Source organism: Paraburkholderia sp. EB58 (assembly GCF_050436665.1).
Lineage (GTDB): Bacteria > Pseudomonadota > Gammaproteobacteria > Burkholderiales > Burkholderiaceae > Paraburkholderia.
Genome location: NZ_JBNDMQ010000010.1, coordinates 40,658 through 59,995 on the forward strand (window position 1 = coordinate 40,658; position 19,338 = coordinate 59,995).

Sequence of the window (19,338 nt, forward strand, 5' to 3'; positions counted from 1 at the left end):
GTCGAGATCGTACGCATGCGGAATAGGTGCGTCAATACAAATGAGAACGATTCGCAACAATATTACTGGGGTGTAATTGGTATTTTTACATCTGCTAGGTTTTTATTACCTATTTGTTATTTATAAGTAATTTAAACGTAAGTAATAAGTATGGATTCCGCGGCCTGTTTCGACCACTTTGATTCGTGTGGACGCGCGAGCGGTGAGGTTTTCCAGGGAGGATGGACCGCCAGTCGTCTTTCAGGACAAGGCTCGTGCGGCAGATGGGTCGAATCCGTGCCGGAGTGCGCTGTCGAAGTGCACAAATACAACGAAAGCCCATCGTCAGGAGGCGCGTCCACGAAGCGACACGTCCTTAGCTTTCGTTGCTGACCAGTGCAGGGGTGTTTGTCAGCAGCTTGTCTTACGCGCACCTCACTCCGTCCCAGTTCAGCAGCGAAAATGTCGCTACCGTTGCCACAGTCGTTCCAGGACCATTTCATGCCAAACGCACTCGACCTCGACCTGTATTTCTCCCGCATCGGCTATGAGGGACCGCGCACTGCGACGCTTGGCGTGCTACGCGAACTGCACCGCCTGCATCCCCGGGCGATCCCCTTCGAAAATCTCGATCCACTGGCCGGCCGTACCGTCTCGCTGGAATTGCCGGCTATCGTCAGCAAGCTGCTCGAGCACCGGCGGGGTGGCTATTGCTTCGAGCAGAACAAGTTGTTCGCCCATGTGCTGATGCAACTGGGCTTTCACGTGACACCGCTGATTGCACGCGTGTTGTGGGGGCGCGAGGCGGACGCGGTCGCAGCCCGCACCCACATGTTGTTGCGCGTCGAGATCGACGACACGCAATGGCTCGCGGACATCGGTTTCGGCAGCGCGTCGCTCACCGCGCCCTTACGCCTCGAGCCGGGCATGCCGCAAAGCACTCATCTCGAAGTGTTTCGCCTCGCCGATGCGTCGCACGGCGCGCTTGACCTGGAGGTGCAGTCGGGCGATGGCTGGGCGAAGGTCTACCGTTTCGATCTGCACCGCGCGGAATGGATCGACTACGAGGTGGCGAACTGGTACACCTCCACCTGGCCGCAGTCGCATTTCGTCAACTCGCTGATTGTCTGCCGCGTCTTGCCGCACGGACGCCTCGCGTTGCTCAACGACCGTTTGACCGAGCGCGCGGCTGACGGTAAGGCTGTGCGCGAAGAGGTGATTGGCAACGCGGCTGAATTCGCGGCGTGCCTCGGCGAACGCTTCGGCTTGCCGGTCGGCGAGTTCGACATACCGCAGCTCTTCGAGCGGATCCGGGAGAAACGCTGACGCGGCTACGAGGGGCCAATGAGGGGCCAATGAGGGGCCAATGAAGGGCCAATGAAGGGCCAAACCTGCGGAGCCTGATGCGATGGTCAAGAACCTATTCGTTCAAATGGCGGTCTGGTTTGCCTTCATGGCGGTCCTATTGTTCGGCGCGGCAGGCACGCTGCATTGGGCCGCGGGCTGGTGGTTTCTGCTCGAATGGGCGGTGCTCGGCCTATGGCTGGGCCTGTGGCTCGCCCGGCATGATCCCGCCTTACTCGCCGAACGGCTGAAACCCATCGTCCAGCGGCAGCAGAGCGGCTGGGACCGGGTCTTCATGGCTTATGTGGGCGTCGTCTGGACGTGCTGGCTGATCCTGATGGGACTCGACGCCGGCCGCTTTCACTGGTCGTCCATGCCGGGATGGCTGGGTGTCGTCGGCGCGCTCGGGATCTTTGTGTGTATCTACGCATGCCGTTCGGTGTTTCGCGCTAACAGCTTCGCCGCGCCGGTCGTCAAGATCCAGTCCGAACGCGGCCACAAAGTCAGCGACACAGGGCCGTACGCCTACGTCAGACATCCCATGTACGCAGCCGCGCTGCCGTTCCTCGCCGGCATGCCGTTGCTGCTGGGTTCGTGGTGGGGGCTCCTCTGCGCGCCATTGCTGATAGCCGGCATCGGCTACCGCGCCGTGCGGGAAGAGCGCATGTTGGCCGAACAACTCGATGGCTATGCCGAATACGCCACACGCGTGCGCTATCGGTTCGTGCCGTATATCTGGTAGCGGGCCTCACCGCCCGACTCACGGCTGCGTACCCAGCCGTTCACCTCAAACCGCTCCTGTGCACCCTCGCACCAGGAAGAGGCATCTCGCGTCATTCAGTGAACCTGTCTAGACAAAATGCACCAAAGCGGCGTGCCTGAGCCACGGTCAGAAATTACGTTTCACGTACAAAGTCAGGCTGAGAGCCTTTATACATAGGGCTTACCCGATGATTCCGCCGAAATTTCACATTTCCACTTGCTACGATTTTTTTACTCATGCAGACTTGTCTAGTCAATTTAGGCGAGTGAATAAGTCGCTCGACTAGCTGGATGGTGTTTCCTCAATCAAAGGAGTTTCGACGTGAAGGTAAAGCGCACTACGTTGGCTAAAGCATTGATTGGCGCCGTCCTCGGCGCAGCGACCATATTCGCGGCCCCCGTGCAGGCGAAAGAATGGAAAACCGTGACCATTGCGCTGGAAGGCGGCTATGCACCGTGGAACCTGACGCTGCCAGGCGGCAAGCTGGGCGGCTTCGAACCTGAACTGGTGGTGAATCTGTGTGCGCGCATCCAGTTGCAATGCAATCTCGTCGCGCAAGATTGGGACGGCATGATCCCGGGTCTGCAGGCCGGCAAGTTCGACGTGCTGATGGACGCAATCTCGATCACGCCGGAGCGCGAAAAGATCATCGCTTTCTCGCGCCCTTATGCGGCGACGCCGGCCACGTTTGCCGTGACCGACACCAAGATCCTGCCGAAGGCCAGCCCGACCAGCGCTGTCCTCAAGCTGACCGGCGACGCGAAGACCGACCAGCCGACCGTCGACTCGTTGCGTAAGGAGTTGAAGGGCAAGACCATCGGCATCCAGTCGGGCACGGTCTACACCAAGTTCATCAACGACGGCTTCAAGGACGTCGCCACCATCCGTGTCTACAAGACCTCGCCGGAGCGTGATCTCGACCTGGCGAACGGCCGGATCGACGCCTCCTTTGACGACGTGACCTACTACGCCGCCAACACCGACAAGAAAGAGACTGCTTCGATCGTGATGGCCGGACCGAAGATCGGCGGCCCGATCTGGGGGCCGGGTGAAGGCCTCGCGTTCCGCAAGCAGGACGCCGACCTGAGGGCGAAGTTCGACACCGCGATTAGCGCGGCGCTGGCCGACGGCACGGTGAAGAAGCTTTCCGAGAAGTGGTTCAAGACTGACGTTACGCCTTGAGCGGCAACTGGGCGATTGCTGGGCAATGACTATGTGAGGCGGCCTGGCCGCTTCGCGTGGGGGCGTCAAGTGAGGCGCACTAAAGATGTACCAGCATGCGTGGCAACACTAGCGCATGCCTGGCTGATTGATCCAACAGATTGGACGAGGGGTACGGTATGGCTCTGATCGGGATGCTCGGCTTCGGGCCGGATGGCTGGGGTGGCGTCGTGCTGCTGGCGGCCTTGATGACCGTCGCACTGACGCTTGCGGCGCTTGCCGTCGGCGCGGTGTTCGGGGGGCTGGTGGCCGCGGCGAAGCTGTCGCGCTTTCGCACGTTACGCATCGTCGGCGACTTCTACACGACAGTGTTTCGCGGCGTGCCCGAACTGCTCGTCATCTATCTGTTCTATTTCGGCGGCTCGACATTGGTGACGACGATCGGCCAGTGGTTCGGCGCCGACGGCTTTGTCGGCGTGCCGCCCTTTGTGATCGGCGCGCTCGCGGTGGGGATGATCTCCGGTGCGTACCAAGCCGAGGTTTACCGCGCGGCCGTGCTGGCGGTGTCGCGCGGCGAACTGGAAGCGGCCCGTTCGATCGGCATGCCCACCCTGACGATGGCGCGCCGCATTCTGATCCCGCAGGTGCTGCGCTTCGCATTGCCAGGCATCGGCAATGTCTGGCAGTTGAGCCTGAAGGATTCCGCGCTGATCTCGGTCACGGGTCTTGCCGAACTGCTGCGGGCGAGTCAGGTGGCCGCCGGTTCGACCCATCAATATTTCACGTTCTTCGTCGTGGGCGGCGCGTTGTATCTGCTGATGACGAGCATCTCGAACCGGGTCTTCAACCACGCGGAAGCACGCGTGGGCCGGTCGTTCCGCCGCAATTTCGCCCGCAACTGAGGAGGCCCGCGCCATCATGCATATCGACTTCGATTTCCTGCTCGACACGCTGCGTCAGTTGCTTGGCGCCGTGCCGACTACGCTGGGTCTGTTCTTCTCTTCGCTGGTGCTGGGTGGCCTGCTGTCGCTCGTGATCGTCACGATGCGGGTCTCGCCGCACTGGTTGCCGAACCGTTTCGCGCGTGCCTACATCCTCGTGTTTCGCGGCTCGCCGCTGTTGATCCAGATGTTCCTCGTGTACTACGGACTCGGCCAGTTCGGCGTGATCCGCGAGAGTTTCCTGTGGCCGGTACTGCGCGAACCGTATATGTGCGCCGTGCTCTCGCTGGCATTGTGTACGGCCGGATACACGGCTGAGATCATCCGCGGCGGCTTGATGGCCGTGCCGGTTGGACAGATCGAAGCGGGCTATGCCATCGGCCTGTCGGGCTTCTCGTTGTTGCGCCGCGTGATCGGACCGATTGCGTTGCGCCAGTGCCTGCCGGCGTATTCGACGGAAGCGGTGCTGCTGGTTAAGTCGACCGCACTCGCGAGCCTCGTCACCGTGTGGGAAGTGACCGGCGTCGCGCAGCAGATCATCCAGCAGACCTATCGGACAACTGAAGTTTTCATCTGCGCCGCGCTGATTTACCTGTTCCTGAATTTCGTCATCGTGCGCCTGTTGGGCCTGCTCGAAGTGCGTTTGTCGCGCCATCTACGCGCGGCGCCCGTCCAGGCTGCCGCTCGCCCGGTTTCCGCTACCACCGAAGCACGTCGTGCCGCGCACTGACCGGCCGCTCATTCTGGAGAATCACATGAACGCTACGGCACCCGTTGCATTGTCGGTCAAGAACATTCACAAGTCGTTCGGCGACCACCACGTCCTCAAAGGCATCTCGCTTGACGCGCACCAGGGCGACGTGATCTCGATCCTCGGCGCCAGCGGTTCAGGCAAGAGCACCTTCCTGCGCTGCCTGAACCTGCTGGAGACGCCGGATGACGGCTCGGTCGCGCTATCCGGTGAAGAACTCAAGATGAAGCGCCGCGGCGACGGCAAGCTGCAGCCGAGCGACCGCCGCCAGGTGGACCGCATCCGTTCGCAACTCGGCATGGTGTTTCAGAACTTCAACCTCTGGTCGCACATGACGGTGCTCGAGAACCTGATCGAAGGTCCGATGCGCGTGCAAAAGCGCAGCCGCGCCGAGGCGGTCGAAGAAGCCGAAGCGCTGCTCGCCAAAGTGGGACTCGCGGAAAAGCGCGGCCATTACCCGGCGCATCTGTCGGGCGGCCAGCAGCAACGTGTCGCGATTGCGCGGGCGCTCGCGATGCATCCCAAGGTCATGCTGTTCGACGAGCCGACTTCGGCGCTCGATCCTGAGCTGGTCGGCGAAGTGCTGCGTGTGATGCGCTCGCTTGCCGAAGAGGGCCGCACGATGCTGGTCGTCACGCACGAAATGGGCTTCGCGCGCCATGTGTCGAACCGCGTGATGTTCCTGCATCAAGGCCAGGTGGAAGCCGATGGCACGCCGGACGAAGTGTTCGTCGATTGCAAGTCCGAGCGCTTCCGGCAATTCGTGTCGAGCCATCAGGACCGCAGCACCAACTAACACGTTAAGGATAACTATCATGGCCGTGATCCGTTCCGATCGTCCTCTCGACCTGGCTCAGGTGGCAGCCGTCGCCGCCGGCGCAGCGCTTGAGCTTTCCGCCGAGGCGCGCGCGCGTATCGCGGCGGCGCGCGTGCTCGTCGAACAGATCGTCGAGCGAGGGATTCGCGCCTATGGCGTGAACACCGGCGTTGGGGCGTTGTGCGACGTGACCGTCTCGCGCACCGAGCAGCGCGCGCTGTCACGCAACATTCTGATGAGCCACGCAGTGGGCGTCGGCACGCCGCTGGGTGTCGCTGAAACGCGTGCGATCATGGCCGCGGCAGTCAACAATTACGCGCACGGGCACTCGGGTATTCGCCTCGAAGTCGTCGATCAACTCGTCGCGCTGCTGAATGCGGATTGCCTGCCGGAAGTGCCCGCGTTCGGCTCGGTCGGCTATCTGAGTCATATGGCGCATATCGCACTCGTGTGTATCGGCGAGGGCCATGTGCGCTATCGCGGCGAGCGGATCAACGGACGCGACGCGTTGCAGATGCTCGGCCTCGAGCCGCTGGTGCTCGAAGCGAAAGAAGGGTTGAGCCTCGTCAACGGCACGCCCTGCGTGACGGGTCTCGCGGCGCTCGCATTGGCGCGCGCCGAACGTCTGCTCGACTGGACCGACGTGGTCGCCGCGATGAGCTTCGAGAATCTGCGCGGCCAACTCGCCGCTTTCGACGCCGAGTCGTTGGCGCTGCGCATTTCGCCGGGCCTGACCTTGGTCGGTGAACGGATGCGCAGCGCGCTCGCCGATAGCGGCATTCTCGCCGCAGTGGTCGGCCAGCGCACGCAAGACCCGCTGAGCATGCGGACCATTCCGCACGTCCACGGCGCCGTGCGCGACGTACTGAGCGCGACGACCGTGGTGGTCAATCGCGAACTCGCTTCGATCACCGACAACCCGATCGTCGCCGGCACACCGGAGGACCCGCGTGTCTATTCGCAGGCGCATGCCGTAGGCGCTTCGATCGCGCTGGCGATGGACAGTCTCGCGACGGCGATTGCGCAAGTCGCGGCGATGGCCGAGCGCCGTCTGGACCGGCTGGTCAATCCGCTGGTCAGTGGCCTGCCCGCGTTTCTGGCCGAACCCGGTGGCACCTGTTCGGGTTTCATGATCGCGCAGTACACGGCGGCTTCGCTGGTCGCGCAGAACCGGCGTCTCGCGCTGCCTGCGAGTCTCGACGGCGGGATCACATCCGGTTTGCAGGAGGACCACCTGTGTCACGCCACTCCGGCTGCCTTGAAGGCACTCGAGATCGTCGACAACGCCGGCCGGATCGTCGCCATCGAACTGCTTGCCGCGGCCCAAGCCTATGATTTGCAGACCGGCGATATGCCGCGCGCGCCCTATACGGATTCCTTGTGGCGAAGCGTGCGCCGCGTGGTGCCGACGTATTGCGATGACCGCCCGCTCGCGGAGGACATGGCAGTCGCGTTTCGTATGATTGCCGATGCCGCGCCGCCACCGCTGCCGAACCCGGGTAAGATGCGGCCTGCAGTCGCCCGCACAACTGAAGAGCCCGGCTATACGCCGGTCGATGCCACACTGCATATGGCGGCCGGCACACACGACGCCGCAGCGAATGAGCATCAATCGGCGGCATGACGGGGGCCATTAATCCATAAGCTTCCCGTAAGCGGCCTACGAGCCGGCGCGCGAGGCCCATCCGCCGGCGTGCCGGGATATTGCGTACCACCCACGAGGTCGACGTGAATATGAATATAAACGCGCCACTGGAAACCAGCCCTGCATCGCGTACGGGCAATGCCAGTGAGACGTCCACAAAAGCGATGCCGGCCTACGAGCAGATCAAGCGCTATGTCGTGAAGCGGATCGCGGAAGGGGACTGGAAACCGGGCGGTCTGATTCCATCGGAGACCGAACTGGTCAAGGAATTCGGCGTGGCGCGCATGACGGTCTCGCGCGCGCTGCGCGAGCTGACTGCCGAGCGGGTGCTGACGCGCGTTCAGGGCTCGGGCACCTTCGTTGCGCCGCAGCGCTATGAATCGACGGTACTCGAGATTCGCAACATCGCCGACGAGATCGCGGCGCGCGGTCATCGGCATATGGCTCAGGTGCTGGCGCTCGAGCCCAGTGACGATGCGCAGGCGCTCGATGCGCTCGGTCTGTCCGCAGGACCGGCGTTTCATTCGCGCATCGTGCATAGCGAAGAGGGCGAGCCGATCCAATACGAAGACCGCTACGTCAATCCCAAGGTCTTTCCCGAGTATCTGCTACAGGACTTCGCGCTCGAGACGCCGAATCACTACATGGTGCGGCTCGCGCCCATCCAGCGTGCCGAGTTTCGCATCTACGCGCAAAAGCCCGACGCGCATGTGCGCCGCTATCTGGCGATGGAGATCGGCGAGCCGTGCCTGCTGTTGTGGCGCCGCACGTGGGTTGGCGAGTCGGTGGCGACGTCGGTGCAACTGTGGCATCCGGCGTCACGCTTTCATCTGGCGGGGAACGTCTGATACGGGAGCCGCTTAGGCGGTTCTGCTCAACCCTGTCGCTGCGAAACGGCTGGCCCGAACCGGCAGCCCAGTCGATAGCGCGAACCCGGATGCACGAAGCGGGCAAACGTTACCGCCACGCCGCTCGTCCACGTGCGCCGCACCAGCGTCAGGCACGGCTCCTCTACGCGGATTTCCAGTAACGCGGCTTCGTCAGGCGTGGGCAAGCACGCGTCGACGACATGTTCGACGTCGTGCACCGGCACGACGTTGTAGAGATATTCGGACGGCCGGATCGCCGCGAAGTCCTGCTGCAGAAACTCCGGTGCCGTGGCCGGATTGACGTAACGGTCTTCGAGTTGCACGGGCAGCCCGTTCTCGCGATGAACGCAGATGACGTGAAACACAGAGGTGCCCGGCGCCAGGCCCAACGCGTTCGATACCAGAACCGGCGCGGTTTCCCGTTGCTTGAGCAACGTTTCGTAGCTGTATTCATGGCCGCGCGAGCGGATCTCGTCGCCGATGTGGGCGATCATCAGCAGCGTCGATTGCGGCTTCGCTACCGCGACGAAGGTCCCAACCCCTGAGACGCGCGTGACGAGGCCTTCCTCGGCGAGTTCGCGCAATGCCCGGTTGACGGTCATGCGCGACACGCCTAACGCCGCGACGAGGTCCAGTTCCGAAGGAATCCGGTCGCCGGGCTGGCGCGCGCCCGAGTCGATGGTGTGGCGGATGTGACTTTTGACCTGTTCGTAGCGTGCGGTGGGAGGGTCGTGGATGTCCGTACCGCGGGAAGCGTGCGCATTCATTGCGGGCCTGCCTCGTCGGCGCCTTGCGTCCAGAAGGCGTTGCGGTCGAAGTAATTCTGCAGGAACTGACGCAAGCGCGGCTGTCCGGCATCGTGAAAGACTTCGCGCGGCTTGCCTGCGACGGCGATGCGGCCTTGATCGATAAAGACCACCTTGTCGGCAACCTGGGCGGCAAAGCCCATTTCATGCGTGACGACCGCCATGGTCATGCCGTCGCGGGCCAGTTGCTTCATCACCTGCAGCACCTCGCCGACCAGTTCCGGATCGAGCGCCGAGGTGGGCTCGTCGAACAGCATGATGTGCGGCTCCATGGCAAGCGCCCGTGCAATCGCTACGCGTTGCTGCTGGCCACCCGATAGCTTGGCTGGATACGCGTCCGCCTTCTGCGCGAGCCCTACGGTCTCCAGCATCGCATTGGCGCGGCGCCGTGCGTCGTCGCGCGACAGATGGCGCACGCGCAAAAGCGCTTCCATCACATTGCCGAGCGCCGTCATATGCGGCCACAGGTTGAACTGCTGGAACACCATGCCGACGTTGCGCCGCACGCGGTTGATCTCGCCTTGCGGGGCCCGCATGCGCTTGCCGTTGCGCTCGACGTAGCCAAGCAGTTCGCCTTCGATGCGCACGTCGCCCTGATCGTAGGTTTCGAGCGCGGCGAGACAACGCAGCAAGGTGCTCTTGCCAGACCCCGACGGGCCGATGATGCAGACCACTTCGGACTTGGCGATCTCCAGATCGACGCCGCGCAGCACTTCGACTTCACCGAAGCGTTTGCGCAGGTCGTGCACTTCGATCAGCGGCGCGCTGGGGGTTTGTGCTGCGGCTGCAGTGGGCTCAGAAGTTGGCATATCGGCAAGGGCATTCATCGATAGATCCGGAGTTCGTTCATGCCATGAACCGCGCAATGCGGGCTTCTGCCCACATGCCGGCACGCGAGGTGAGTTCGACGAGTGCGAGATAACAGACGCACAGCGCCAGCAGCGTCTCGACGAATGCAAAGGTGGCCGAACCGATGCCGGTCAGGACGAAGGTCAGTTCGGGCACGGTGACGATGGACAGCACGGCGGTCTCCTTGCTGAGCACGATGATCAGATTAGTGAGCGCCGGGACAATCAGTACCAGCATCTGCGGGACCTGGATGCGCAACACCGCTTGCCAGCGCGACAGGCCGAGGCACGACGCCGCCTCGAGGTGACCCGGCGGCACCGACTGGAAACCGGAGCGGAATGCCTCGGCAAAGTACGCGCTGCCGTACAGGCCGAGGCCGAGGACACCGGCGGTCATCGGTTCGAGCGTGAGGCCGATCGAAGGACCGCCGTAGTAGAGGAGAAAGAGCTGCACGAGAAACGGCGTGCCACGAAAGAGTTCGATATAGAAGCGGAGCAGCCCGCGCACCCATCGCCCGCAGAAGAGTTGCAGTACAGCAATCAGAAAGCCAATCAGAATGCCGATGACAACGCCCGCGGCCCACGTGCCGATGGTGGTCGCAAGGCCCGCCGCAATCGGCTGGAGGTTGTGGGTAATGACGGTAGGGTCGAATTGCTGCATCGTTTGGGTCTCAGGCGGGCTCTCAGGCTGAACTCGGCGTTCTTGCTCAGGCTTGCTGCAAGCGGTGTTCGGCGCCATGCGCGACCAGCGCGAGCGTTCCGCAGATGACGAAATAGATCAGCCCTGCGGCGAGATAGGCTTCGAGCGGGCGATAGGTGCTGGCGGCAATGTTCTGCGCGGTGCGCGTGAGCTCGGCGACGCCGACCACCGAAATCAGCGACGACGCCTTGATCAGCAGCACCATCTCGTTGACCAACGACGGCAACGTCAGGCGGAAGGCCTGCGGCACCTGAATCCGCCTCAGCATGTCGAGCGGCGACATGCCGAGCATGCGCGCGGCTTCGATCTGCCCAGGAGGAATGCTCAGGAAGCCGCCACGCAAAATCTCGGCGATATACGAGGCGGAGCAGAGCGACACGGCGCTAATCGCCGCAACGAGCGGCGACACATTGATGCCGACGAAAGGCAGCAGGTAGTACACCAGCAGCAATTGCACCAGCATCGGCACGCCGCGAAAGAAGAACACATACGCGCCGCCGAACATGCGTGCCGCGCGATGCGCCGATAGCCGCGCCGAACAGACGCCAATCGCGACGAAGAAGCCGATCACGAGCCCGGTGAGCGAAATGCCAACCGTGGCGATCGCCGCGTGCAGCAGCAGCGGCAGACCCTGAAGAAAGACAGTCATGCTGAACATGTGTCGGGCACCCGCTAGAGCAAACCGGCAGGCGTCGCCGCAATCCGTACGGCCGGCGGCGCCTGCCTCAAGGCATTAGTAGTTCGGCGTGGGCATGGTGGTCGGCGCGTCCATTGCGACGCCGAACCACTTCTTCTGCAAGGCGGCGAGCCGCCCGTCATCGTGCATCTTGACGAGCGCGGCATTGAACGCGTCGTCAAGCGACTTGCTGTCCGCGTCTTTGCGCATGCAATAGGCGAAGTACACCTTGGCGCCGAACGGCGGCTGCACCACGGCGAAGGTGTCGGGCCGCTGTTTCGCCACGTAGGCGATGTTCGTCATCGAGTTGGCGACCGCGGCAATCCGGCCGGCGGCGAGGTCCGCGTAGGCCTGATTGTTGTCCACGTATTCGCGCACTTCAGGCGGCTTGGGCAGCGTCGCGATATAAGCCTTCAGCTGGTCGAGTTGTGCCGAGCCCTTGCCCGCGCCAACCGTCTTGCCGGAGATATCCGAGGATTGCTTGAGCGAGGTATCGCTCGCGCGCTTGAGCAGCGCGTCGGTGGCGTCGGCGACCGGCAGTGTGTACGCATAGCGTTCCATGCGCGCCTTCGTCACCGTCAGCGGACCGCCGACCATGTCGAACTTGCCCGCTTCGAGACCCGGCAACACGCTAGGCCAGGGCAGGTCGATAAAGCGTACCTTCACGCCCAGTTCTTTGCCGACCTCGGCGAACAGGTCCTTGTTGAAACCGGCCTGCTGGCCGTTCTCGAGGAAGTCGAAGGGCGCAAACTGCATTTCCGTGCCGACGACGAGTTCGCCCGCCGCCTTGACTTTGGCAAGCTGATCCGCGTGCGCGGCGACGCTCGCAGTGCACAACGCTAACACCATGAAACGACACTTCCAGCCTGCAAGGATGCTCATGAGAATCTCCGGTTGGCAAAGCGGTGTCGCGCGAGACGGGGTGCGGTGGCGCGCGGTATGCGGGGCAGTATATACCGCAGTTTTCGTGCGAAATAAATAATCCTGTTGTGCGCTGCAAAGGGCGCTCGTGACGGTTGAGGCAGAGTGAAGAGGCGGCTTGCGAAGGGGCTTTTGGCGGTATATACAACTGAGGAAGCGGGCGTTACGGCGTCGTTTGGAAAGGTGTTCGAAGTATCGGCCATGTGCGCATTCGTCAGCTTATTGATCTGATTGTTCATCAGCTTATTTACCCGTCCAATCCGTCGGGCCTTTCAGGAGCGTCGCGATATGCAGCCGGTCACTCGCATTCCGATCATCGACCTTGCCGGTGTACGCACCGGCGATCCAGACGCCATGCAGCGTGTCGGCCGCGAGATTCGCGACGCGTGCACGACGATCGGCTTTTTCTACATCGTCAATCACGGTGTGCCGCAGTCGGCCATTGATGTGGCCGAACAGGCGGCGCGCACGTTCTTCGCGTTTCCGGTTGAAACCAAGCGGCGCGCTGCGGTGAACCAGCGGCATCGCGGTTTCAATGCGCTCGGCGACGCGACGATGTATCAGGCCAAGCGCCCCGACTACAAGGAGTTTTTCAGCATCGGGCTGGAGTTGCCGGAAGACGATCCCGATGTGCTCGCAGGCCAGGCTTTGCGCGGGCCGAACAACTGGCCGGACTTCATGCCCGGGTTGCGCCCGGCACTGTACGGTTACTACGAAGCGGTGGCGCTATGTGGCGCTGACCTGTTGCGCGCGGTGGCCGTGAGTCTCGGCGTCGACGAACAGTTCTTTGCGCCGCGCTATACCAAGCGGATGCAGCGCACCCAGATGGTGTACTACCCGCCGCAGCCACCGCAATCGGATGCGGATCAGTTCGGTGTGGCGCCGCACACCGACTATGGCTGCATTACGCTGCTGTGGCAGGATCAGGTGGGCGGATTGCAGGTGCGCGAGATCGCCAACAACACGTGGGTCGACGCGCCGCCGATTCCAGGCAGCTTCGTCGTCAACGTCGGCGATCTGCTCGCGCGCTGGACCAACGACCGCTTTCGCTCGACGCTGCATCGCGTGATCAACGCGTCCGGACGCGAGCGCTATTCGATCGCCACGTTTTATGATCCGACCTACGGCGCGTTAGTGGATCCGCGCGAACTCGGCACGAGCGATGCTGACCTCAAATATCAACCGGTCGCAGCAGGCGACTACATTCTTGGGCGCATCAACGATTCTATGGGCTATCGAAAGAAGCAGGCCGCACAGGGGACGACCGCATGACGAACGGGGATAGCGCCGCGCTTTCCATCACGCTGGCCGCGCTACACGAGGCGCTGGGGGATGACGCGGTGCGCGTGGGCGAACAGATTGGCGAGCGTTCGATGACCGACTGGACGCGTCACGAGCCGACGCGTGCCGCAGCGTTGTTGTTGCCACGCACGACAGAACAGGTATCGCAGGCGCTGGCGATTTGCCACACGGCGCATCAAGCGGTGGTGCCGCAGGGCGGCATGACCGGCCTCGCCGGCGGTGCGATTCCGCGCGCCACGGATATTGCCTTGTCGCTCGAGCGTCTCACGGGCGTCGAAGAAATCGATCCCGCTTCGGCAACCATGACCGTGTGGGCCGGGACCACCTTGCAGACGGCGCAGGAGGCCGCCACGCAAGCGGGATTCGAACTCGCGCTCGACCTCGGCGCCCGCGGGTCGTGCCAGATTGGCGGCAATCTCGCCACGAATGCGGGCGGCAATCGCGTGATCCAGTCGGGCACCGCGCGCGATCAGGTGCTTGGGCTGGAGGTGGTACTGGCGAATGGTGCGGTCTTGAGCTCGCTCGGCAAGATGGTGAAGAACAATACCGGCTACGACCTGAAGCACTGGTTCATCGGTTCGGAGGGCACGCTCGGCGTGATTACCCGCGCGGTACTACGCCTGCATCCGCAGCGTGCGGCGCGGCATACGGCGCTTGTTGCGCTGGACAATTACGATGCTGCGGTGAGTTTGCTGCGCCGCCTGTCGACGCGCTTTGGCAACGACATTGGCGCGTTCGAAATCATGTGGCCGGACTTCTACGATTTCGGCGTCGCCTTGACCGGCACGCGCTCGCCGTTTGCCAAAGCGCATCCGCTGTACGCGTTGATCGAACACGCCAGCTTCGATGCGGCCGACGACGGTGAACGCTTTGCCGCCGCGCTGACCGAAGCACTGGACGCGCACGCCATTCGCGATGCCGTCATTGCGCAGTCGCTGGCCGATGCGCGTGCCTTATGGGCGGTGCGCGAATGCACGGCTGAGTTTCCGGTGAAGTTGGACCCGGTCAACTTCGACGTCAGTCTGCCAATCGGCGAGATCGGCACGTTTGTGGACCGCTGCCGCGCGGCGCTCGATCGTCAGTGGCCGGGTAACCAGTCGTATTTCTTTGGCCATATCGGCGATTCGAATCTGCACCTCACCGTGGATGGCCACTCGGTGCCGGGCGTCGCGCACCACGCGGTATATGCGTTCGTCTATGAAATGCTGGGACCGCTACACGGATCGGTATCGGCGGAACATGGGATCGGCTCGCTGAAACGCGAGTTCTTGCCGATCTCGCGTTCGCGTGAAGAGTTGGCCGCGATGGCGGCGATCAAGCAGGCGCTCGACCCGCACGGGATTCTGAATCCGGGCAAGCTGTTCTGAAGGCAACGGCGCAAACGGCGCGAGGGCACACGTGTTGGCAGCGCGGGCGGCATGGCGTGCCGCCCGGCGCATATCACTGGGCCACGTGCTCCAGCAAACCGTTCGCATAGCGGCGGTAGACCCACGACATGACCGCGCCGGAAAGCACGAGGAACACCGTGCTGACGAACGCCTGCGCGACATTAGCCACGAGAGAGCCCTCCAGAAGGGCCGTCAGTAACGTCTTGCCTCCCGCCAGCAGCGCGAAGATCCAGATGAGAAGGAGAGGCAGATACGCGATGAGTCCCATGCCGGCGATGTTCCAGAAATGACCTCGGCTGTCTTTCCACGCTGTGGGCAGCGTCAGCCGGCTGCCTAGCGCGACCGCCGGGTAGATCAAACTCAAACGGACGATCACGAACAGGTACGCCAGCAGCACGGGAATGACGATCAGGGCGAGCTTCGCCGATTGCGCCCGGTGCGCAACCAATGCCGCTCCAATTGTGATGATGATCGTGCCGACTCCCACGCCCAAGGTGAACAGCAGGTGGCGGCCAAGCGGTTTGCCGCCGAGAGGCAGCAAGGGTTGCGTACCTTCGCCTAGCAGCACGAAACGATTGACCTTGATCGTCAGGCAACCGTAGACGACAAGTTGCAGAATCGACAGCGCCAGTCTGGCAAGGGCATGACTGGTGGCCGTTGCAGGGTCAAAGTCGGCACCAGAGGGTGGTTGCTGAAAGGACGCGGAAAGCAGAGATGTGCAGGTGATGACGACGAATACACCGAGGAAAAGTCCCGGCATCTGAACGATGGCTTGCCAGGTGCTGATCCAGCTTCTCTTGACGCAAGTACCGAAGGTCAACTGTTCCATTGTGTGATTGGCGTGGTTGTATGGGCTTATTGGATTGATGCGGCCTGGATGCGTCCGCACTCGGGCGGCATGGCGCGCCGAATGGTTCGGATCATAAAACAATTCGCCCGCGTGGTCTGTAAGGCACCGTCGGCATCCACAAACGAATCAGCCTGACAACACACGCATCAATGCGCATCCAGATACCGCGCGATCACCGGATAAACATCCACCGCGGCATTCTTGCCGAAGATGCAGTCGATATGCCCATACCCCTGAATCAGATGCCGCTCGTATTGCTGCGCGCCGAAGCGTTCCACCAGCATGTTGTAGGTCGTCTCCGTGCTCACTGGCAGATAGCAGCGGTTCTCGGCGCCATGAATGAAACCGATTGGCAGGTTCATACCCTCGAGGTTGGGCAGATAAACGTTCGCGCCGTGCGCGTCCACGACGTGTCCCTCGCGCACCATCGCCGCCAGTTGACTGAAGAGCTCGACGTCATGCACACCGAACAATTCCTGCAGATTGGCGTGAAGCTGTTCGCCGAGTTGCGCGTGTTCGTAGAGGAGGCCGTAGAGAAAGGTTGCGCGATGACACAGCGCGTTACCGCAGCCTTCGTCGTGCCCGACCGGATAAACCCGCAGCGCCTCATCGAGCAGGTTGTCCGGCCAGTTGTCGGCGCGCGTCAGGACGGTCAGGTCCCGGACCCCGAGGTGTTGCAGAATCTCCGGCATGTGCAGGCCCGCCTTGATCCGCTGCAGCGCGCCGGGAATCAGATGCGCGGACACCTGGGACAGCAGCGCGGAGCGCACGCCCTTTAGCCCCGACAGCAAGGACATGGTGAATGCCACTGCGCCGAAGCAGTGCGCCACGACCTGAATCTGCTCGGCGCCCGTTCGCTGCCGGACTTGCGCCACGGCAGCCGGGATGTCCTCACGGGCGATCGCATCCGCCGTGGTGGGCTCGAGCGCGCTCGGCAGCTCGATGCTCACGCGCAGGTCGACGAGCCACACGTCATAGCCGGCCGCACACAGGAACTCGACAAGGTTGGTCTCGATCAGGTCGGTTGCAAAGATCCGGCTCGATACGCCCGAACCGTGAATCAGCAGCACAGGTCCCTTGTTTCCCCCGTGATAGCGCGTCAGTTTCAATGTCTTGCTGGCGGGTTCAGGCGTGCTGAACCAGGTCAGCTCCGGTGCTGGTGCCCGCAACGCACGCTTCAAACGCGGCGCAGTGCTGTCTGAGTTGAGGAACTGCAACGGTGCCGCGATGCCGCCATATTCCGTGAACAGCACCCCGGCAAAGAACTTGCCGAATTTCAGCGTCCATTCGAGCCGCGTCTCGAGATCCGGAGCGTTCGTCACTTCGATGGTGCGCATCTGCTTGAGGAAATTCTCGGGCGTGATGATGAGCGTCGCGTTGCCGATGACGGGCGCGTCCGCTGCCTCGGAGGCGCGGATCTGTGCGTACAGTGTATTGGTTTGCGGCCACAGTTCGAGCAGCGACGAACGGGTGATGATCTTCTGTCCGAACAGGAAATAGCGCGTGCCTTCCACCGATTCGAGCGTCATCCGGTAGTTCATGTCGCGCCGGTCGACCTGGGTTTCGTCGACGACGAACAGATTGAACTGGCCGTCGGCAATCGTCATGGGTTGGGCCGACAAGGCTTGGCATGTCAGCGTGCCCACCGTGCGCGCGGCATGCTGCGGATTGCTGAGCATATCTGCCAGATCGTCGGACTCCACGGTGAGCGTGAATGTCATCGGGCTGCTGCCACTGCCGGGCGACGGGGCGTCTGTTTGCGCGCCTGGTTCATAGCTGCCGAGCATGGTTTCGGTGAAACGCAGGCCGATTCTCTGCTGTGGCGGCGAGGCAGCATCGCCTCGCGACGCGTAGTCGATCTGCCAGCCGTGCGCCGCGGCCAGTTGCGCGCAGTTGCGCTCGGCCAGCGCCGAAATGGTCAAGAGCGGATTCACGCCGAGCGAGAGCGGCACCACCGCTCCATCCATCACGTACAGGCCGGGATGCACGGCAGTGCCCGCCGCGCCCGAGAACACGCGGCCGGCCTGATCGACGACGCCGCTTTCCGCCGCGTCCGCCATTGCGCAACCACCCAACGGATGGACCGTCACCAGGCCGTCGCCAAGCAGCCTGGTGGAAATCGGGTCGCGCACATAGTCGCCGCCTAACGCGACGGTGGCCGCTTCGAGGGTCTTTTCGATGGTGGCGTAGATGGGCTGCTTGCCGGCGTCGGGCCAGCGAATGCGCGGCCGGCCCCGTTCGACGAGGATCTGCCCGCCGTCGTCGTCGTGCGCCATCACGAGATAGGTCTGCGTGTGATTCATCGCACCGTGATAGGGGCCACGCAGCAGGCTTTCGACGATGCGGGCATCGGCATCCAGCGATCCTGCCCGCGATGCCGGCTCAGGCACCTTCACGCCCTCAGCCGGGGCGGCGATGCCCAGTACGCCCATCATGGCGAGCCCGACCGGTCCGGCAAGCGAGCCTTCTTCGATCACGAAGCCGTCCTTGACGTCGGGCGTATCGCGGTGATCGATCAGGCCGGTGATCGTCGGCCCGACGGGCGCGATCTCGCCGCTCTTGTGGGCACCCCAGCCGATGCCGTTGATCGGGACATCGGTGTTGTACGCAAACGCGAGCACGTCGCCGTTGCCGGTGAAGTGCTGGCCGAGCTGGGCGGACACCGGCAGTCCTGCATCGCGGGAACGCAACAGGATCGGGGTCGAACCGAGCGTGCCGGCAGACAGGATCACGATGTCCGCACTGACGGCGAGGTCCGGCGCGTCATAGCTTTCGCGCCCAAGGCCCACCAGCTGGTAGCGCACGCGCCATTGCTGGGTGGCCGCGTCACGCACGACCGAATGCACCGCTGCGCCCGTGAAAATCTGCGCGCCGTGGGCGACCGCGTCGGGCAGGTAGTTCATGTGGGTGGAATTCTTTGCCTCGTAGTTACAGCCCGAGTTGCAGTCGCCGCAGCCGACGCAGCGCTTCTGATCGACACCGGCGGCGTTCTTGCCGTCCTTGAAGGTGACCGTGATGGGCGGCCGCGAAAAGCGGTCCTGCATGCCGAGCGCCTGGGCCGACTGCGCGAGCGCATTGAGCTTGGGCAGGGAAGGGAAGTCGGCGGGCACGGGCGACGGCTGCAACATGGCTTCGGCGCGCGCATAGCCGGCGGCGAGCCCGGCCTCGTCTGCGCGCACCGCAGCGGGCCAGCGCGGATCGTGCCACAGGCGCGGATCGGGCCTGAGGGCCACGTTGGCGTTGATCAGCGAGGTCCCGCCCAGCCCGCAGCCGACCACTGCGTTGACGTCCGGATTGACGTGGACTTCCAGTAACGCGAGCGGCGAGCCGATCTGCGCGAGCCCGGTGTTGTACTGCACGTGGCTTGCGCCTTCGAGTGGCGTGGAAGGAAACTCACCCGCCATGAATTCGCGGCCGCGTTCGAGCAGGCACACGTTGCGCCCCGCCCGCGCCATCCGGCTGGCCGCAATGGCGCCGCCGTAGCCGGACCCGACAATCACGATTTCGTAGTGGGGCTGCAGCGCTCCAATGGCGCTGGATAAGCGGTTCATCATGACCATCTCGCGAGCGCGGTTAT

The 19,338-nt window shown here is 63.1% G+C and carries 17 protein-coding genes; 10 read left to right on the forward strand and 7 right to left on the reverse strand.

Going from position 1 to position 19,338, the window contains the following annotated elements; translation table 11 throughout:
* The first annotated feature begins 480 nt into the window (after positions 1-480).
* The 8 genes from P3T40_RS16435 (at position 481) to hutC (P3T40_RS16470) (ending at position 8,249) form a co-directional block, all read left to right on the forward strand.
* Complete coding sequence (locus P3T40_RS16435) at positions 481-1,305, forward strand: arylamine N-acetyltransferase family protein (RefSeq protein WP_429268779.1); 825 nt, start codon at positions 481-483, stop codon at positions 1,303-1,305.
* An 82-nt stretch (positions 1,306-1,387) separates the two neighbouring features.
* Entirely contained in the window at positions 1,388-2,065 is a 678-nt protein-coding gene (locus P3T40_RS16440; RefSeq protein ID WP_429268780.1) for a methyltransferase family protein, read from the forward strand.
* Between the two features lie 342 nt (positions 2,066-2,407).
* The gene (locus tag P3T40_RS16445; RefSeq protein WP_429268781.1) at positions 2,408-3,268 is read left to right on the forward strand and encodes a transporter substrate-binding domain-containing protein; all 861 of its coding nucleotides are present in this window, start codon (positions 2,408-2,410) and stop codon (positions 3,266-3,268) included.
* Between the two features lie 158 nt (positions 3,269-3,426).
* On the forward strand, positions 3,427-4,149 hold the full coding sequence (locus P3T40_RS16450; RefSeq protein WP_429268782.1) for an ABC transporter permease: 723 nt from the start codon (positions 3,427-3,429) through the stop codon (positions 4,147-4,149).
* Between the two features lie 16 nt (positions 4,150-4,165).
* Positions 4,166-4,918, forward strand: a complete 753-nt coding sequence (locus P3T40_RS16455) for an ABC transporter permease (RefSeq protein ID WP_429268783.1) — start codon at positions 4,166-4,168, stop codon at positions 4,916-4,918.
* A 25-nt stretch (positions 4,919-4,943) separates the two neighbouring features.
* Complete coding sequence (locus tag P3T40_RS16460; RefSeq protein ID WP_429268784.1) at positions 4,944-5,735, forward strand: ABC transporter ATP-binding protein; 792 nt, start codon at positions 4,944-4,946, stop codon at positions 5,733-5,735.
* Between the two features lie 19 nt (positions 5,736-5,754).
* A complete protein-coding gene (locus tag P3T40_RS16465) occupies positions 5,755-7,380 on the forward strand; it encodes an aromatic amino acid ammonia-lyase (protein ID WP_429268785.1) in 1,626 nt (541 codons plus the stop codon).
* A gap of 110 nt (positions 7,381-7,490) precedes the next feature.
* Positions 7,491-8,249, forward strand: coding sequence for a histidine utilization repressor (hutC, locus tag P3T40_RS16470; protein ID WP_429269014.1), 759 nt, complete (start codon positions 7,491-7,493; stop codon positions 8,247-8,249).
* A 26-nt stretch (positions 8,250-8,275) separates the two neighbouring features.
* Here hutC (P3T40_RS16470) and hutC (P3T40_RS16475) read toward each other — a convergent pair whose 3' ends face one another.
* The 5 genes from hutC (P3T40_RS16475) to P3T40_RS16495 all read right to left on the reverse strand — a co-directional run bounded on the left by hutC (P3T40_RS16475) (position 8,276) and on the right by P3T40_RS16495 (position 12,182).
* On the reverse strand, positions 8,276-9,037 hold the full coding sequence (gene hutC / locus P3T40_RS16475; protein ID WP_429268786.1) for a histidine utilization repressor: 762 nt from the start codon (positions 9,035-9,037) through the stop codon (positions 8,276-8,278).
* Positions 9,034-9,903, reverse strand: coding sequence for an amino acid ABC transporter ATP-binding protein (locus P3T40_RS16480; RefSeq protein ID WP_429268787.1), 870 nt, complete (start codon positions 9,901-9,903; stop codon positions 9,034-9,036). Before P3T40_RS16480 ends, hutC (P3T40_RS16475) begins: the two co-directional genes overlap by 4 nt.
* A gap of 19 nt (positions 9,904-9,922) precedes the next feature.
* The gene (locus P3T40_RS16485) at positions 9,923-10,585 is read right to left on the reverse strand and encodes an amino acid ABC transporter permease (RefSeq protein ID WP_429268788.1); all 663 of its coding nucleotides are present in this window, start codon (positions 10,583-10,585) and stop codon (positions 9,923-9,925) included.
* Positions 10,586-10,631: 46 nt separating this feature from the next.
* Positions 10,632-11,282 (reverse strand): amino acid ABC transporter permease, encoded by a 651-nt coding sequence (locus P3T40_RS16490; RefSeq protein ID WP_429268789.1) that lies wholly within the window; start codon positions 11,280-11,282, stop codon positions 10,632-10,634.
* A 75-nt stretch (positions 11,283-11,357) separates the two neighbouring features.
* Complete coding sequence (locus P3T40_RS16495) at positions 11,358-12,182, reverse strand: transporter substrate-binding domain-containing protein (protein WP_429268790.1); 825 nt, start codon at positions 12,180-12,182, stop codon at positions 11,358-11,360.
* Positions 12,183-12,509: 327 nt separating this feature from the next.
* Between P3T40_RS16495 and P3T40_RS16500 the strand changes: the two genes are divergently transcribed.
* The gene (locus tag P3T40_RS16500; protein ID WP_429268791.1) at positions 12,510-13,493 is read left to right on the forward strand and encodes an isopenicillin N synthase family dioxygenase; all 984 of its coding nucleotides are present in this window, start codon (positions 12,510-12,512) and stop codon (positions 13,491-13,493) included.
* Positions 13,490-14,890 (forward strand): FAD-binding oxidoreductase, encoded by a 1,401-nt coding sequence (locus P3T40_RS16505; RefSeq protein WP_429268792.1) that lies wholly within the window; start codon positions 13,490-13,492, stop codon positions 14,888-14,890. The genes P3T40_RS16500 and P3T40_RS16505 overlap by 4 nt, the downstream gene beginning before the upstream one ends.
* Before the next feature lie 73 nt (positions 14,891-14,963).
* Here the strand turns inward: P3T40_RS16505 and P3T40_RS16510 are convergent, their stop codons facing one another.
* The gene (locus P3T40_RS16510; RefSeq protein ID WP_429268793.1) at positions 14,964-15,740 is read right to left on the reverse strand and encodes a hypothetical protein; all 777 of its coding nucleotides are present in this window, start codon (positions 15,738-15,740) and stop codon (positions 14,964-14,966) included.
* A gap of 167 nt (positions 15,741-15,907) precedes the next feature.
* Positions 15,908-19,312 (reverse strand): GMC family oxidoreductase N-terminal domain-containing protein, encoded by a 3,405-nt coding sequence (locus P3T40_RS16515; RefSeq protein WP_429269015.1) that lies wholly within the window; start codon positions 19,310-19,312, stop codon positions 15,908-15,910.
* Positions 19,313-19,338 lie beyond the last annotated feature (26 nt).

Bases quoted from the DNA above. Each gene is read 5' to 3' on its own strand.
- P3T40_RS16505 (WP_429268792.1), top strand. From the start codon at position 13,490: ATGACGAACGGGGATAGCGCCGCGCTTTCCATCACGCTGGCCGCGCTA.
- hutC (WP_429268786.1), bottom strand. From the start codon at position 9,037: ATGAATGCGCACGCTTCCCGCGGTACGGACATCCACGACCCTCCCACC.
- P3T40_RS16460 (WP_429268784.1), top strand. From the start codon at position 4,944: ATGAACGCTACGGCACCCGTTGCATTGTCGGTCAAGAACATTCACAAG.
- P3T40_RS16465 (WP_429268785.1), top strand. From the start codon at position 5,755: ATGGCCGTGATCCGTTCCGATCGTCCTCTCGACCTGGCTCAGGTGGCA.
- P3T40_RS16495 (WP_429268790.1), bottom strand. From the start codon at position 12,182: ATGAGCATCCTTGCAGGCTGGAAGTGTCGTTTCATGGTGTTAGCGTTG.
- P3T40_RS16450 (WP_429268782.1), top strand. From the start codon at position 3,427: ATGGCTCTGATCGGGATGCTCGGCTTCGGGCCGGATGGCTGGGGTGGC.
- P3T40_RS16500 (WP_429268791.1), top strand. From the start codon at position 12,510: ATGCAGCCGGTCACTCGCATTCCGATCATCGACCTTGCCGGTGTACGC.
- P3T40_RS16490 (WP_429268789.1), bottom strand. From the start codon at position 11,282: ATGTTCAGCATGACTGTCTTTCTTCAGGGTCTGCCGCTGCTGCTGCAC.
- P3T40_RS16455 (WP_429268783.1), top strand. From the start codon at position 4,166: ATGCATATCGACTTCGATTTCCTGCTCGACACGCTGCGTCAGTTGCTT.
- P3T40_RS16510 (WP_429268793.1), bottom strand. From the start codon at position 15,740: ATGGAACAGTTGACCTTCGGTACTTGCGTCAAGAGAAGCTGGATCAGC.
- hutC (WP_429269014.1), top strand. From the start codon at position 7,491: ATGAATATAAACGCGCCACTGGAAACCAGCCCTGCATCGCGTACGGGC.
- P3T40_RS16435 (WP_429268779.1), top strand. From the start codon at position 481: ATGCCAAACGCACTCGACCTCGACCTGTATTTCTCCCGCATCGGCTAT.
- P3T40_RS16480 (WP_429268787.1), bottom strand. From the start codon at position 9,903: ATGAATGCCCTTGCCGATATGCCAACTTCTGAGCCCACTGCAGCCGCA.
- P3T40_RS16485 (WP_429268788.1), bottom strand. From the start codon at position 10,585: ATGCAGCAATTCGACCCTACCGTCATTACCCACAACCTCCAGCCGATT.
- P3T40_RS16440 (WP_429268780.1), top strand. From the start codon at position 1,388: ATGGTCAAGAACCTATTCGTTCAAATGGCGGTCTGGTTTGCCTTCATG.
- P3T40_RS16515 (WP_429269015.1), bottom strand. From the start codon at position 19,312: ATGAACCGCTTATCCAGCGCCATTGGAGCGCTGCAGCCCCACTACGAA.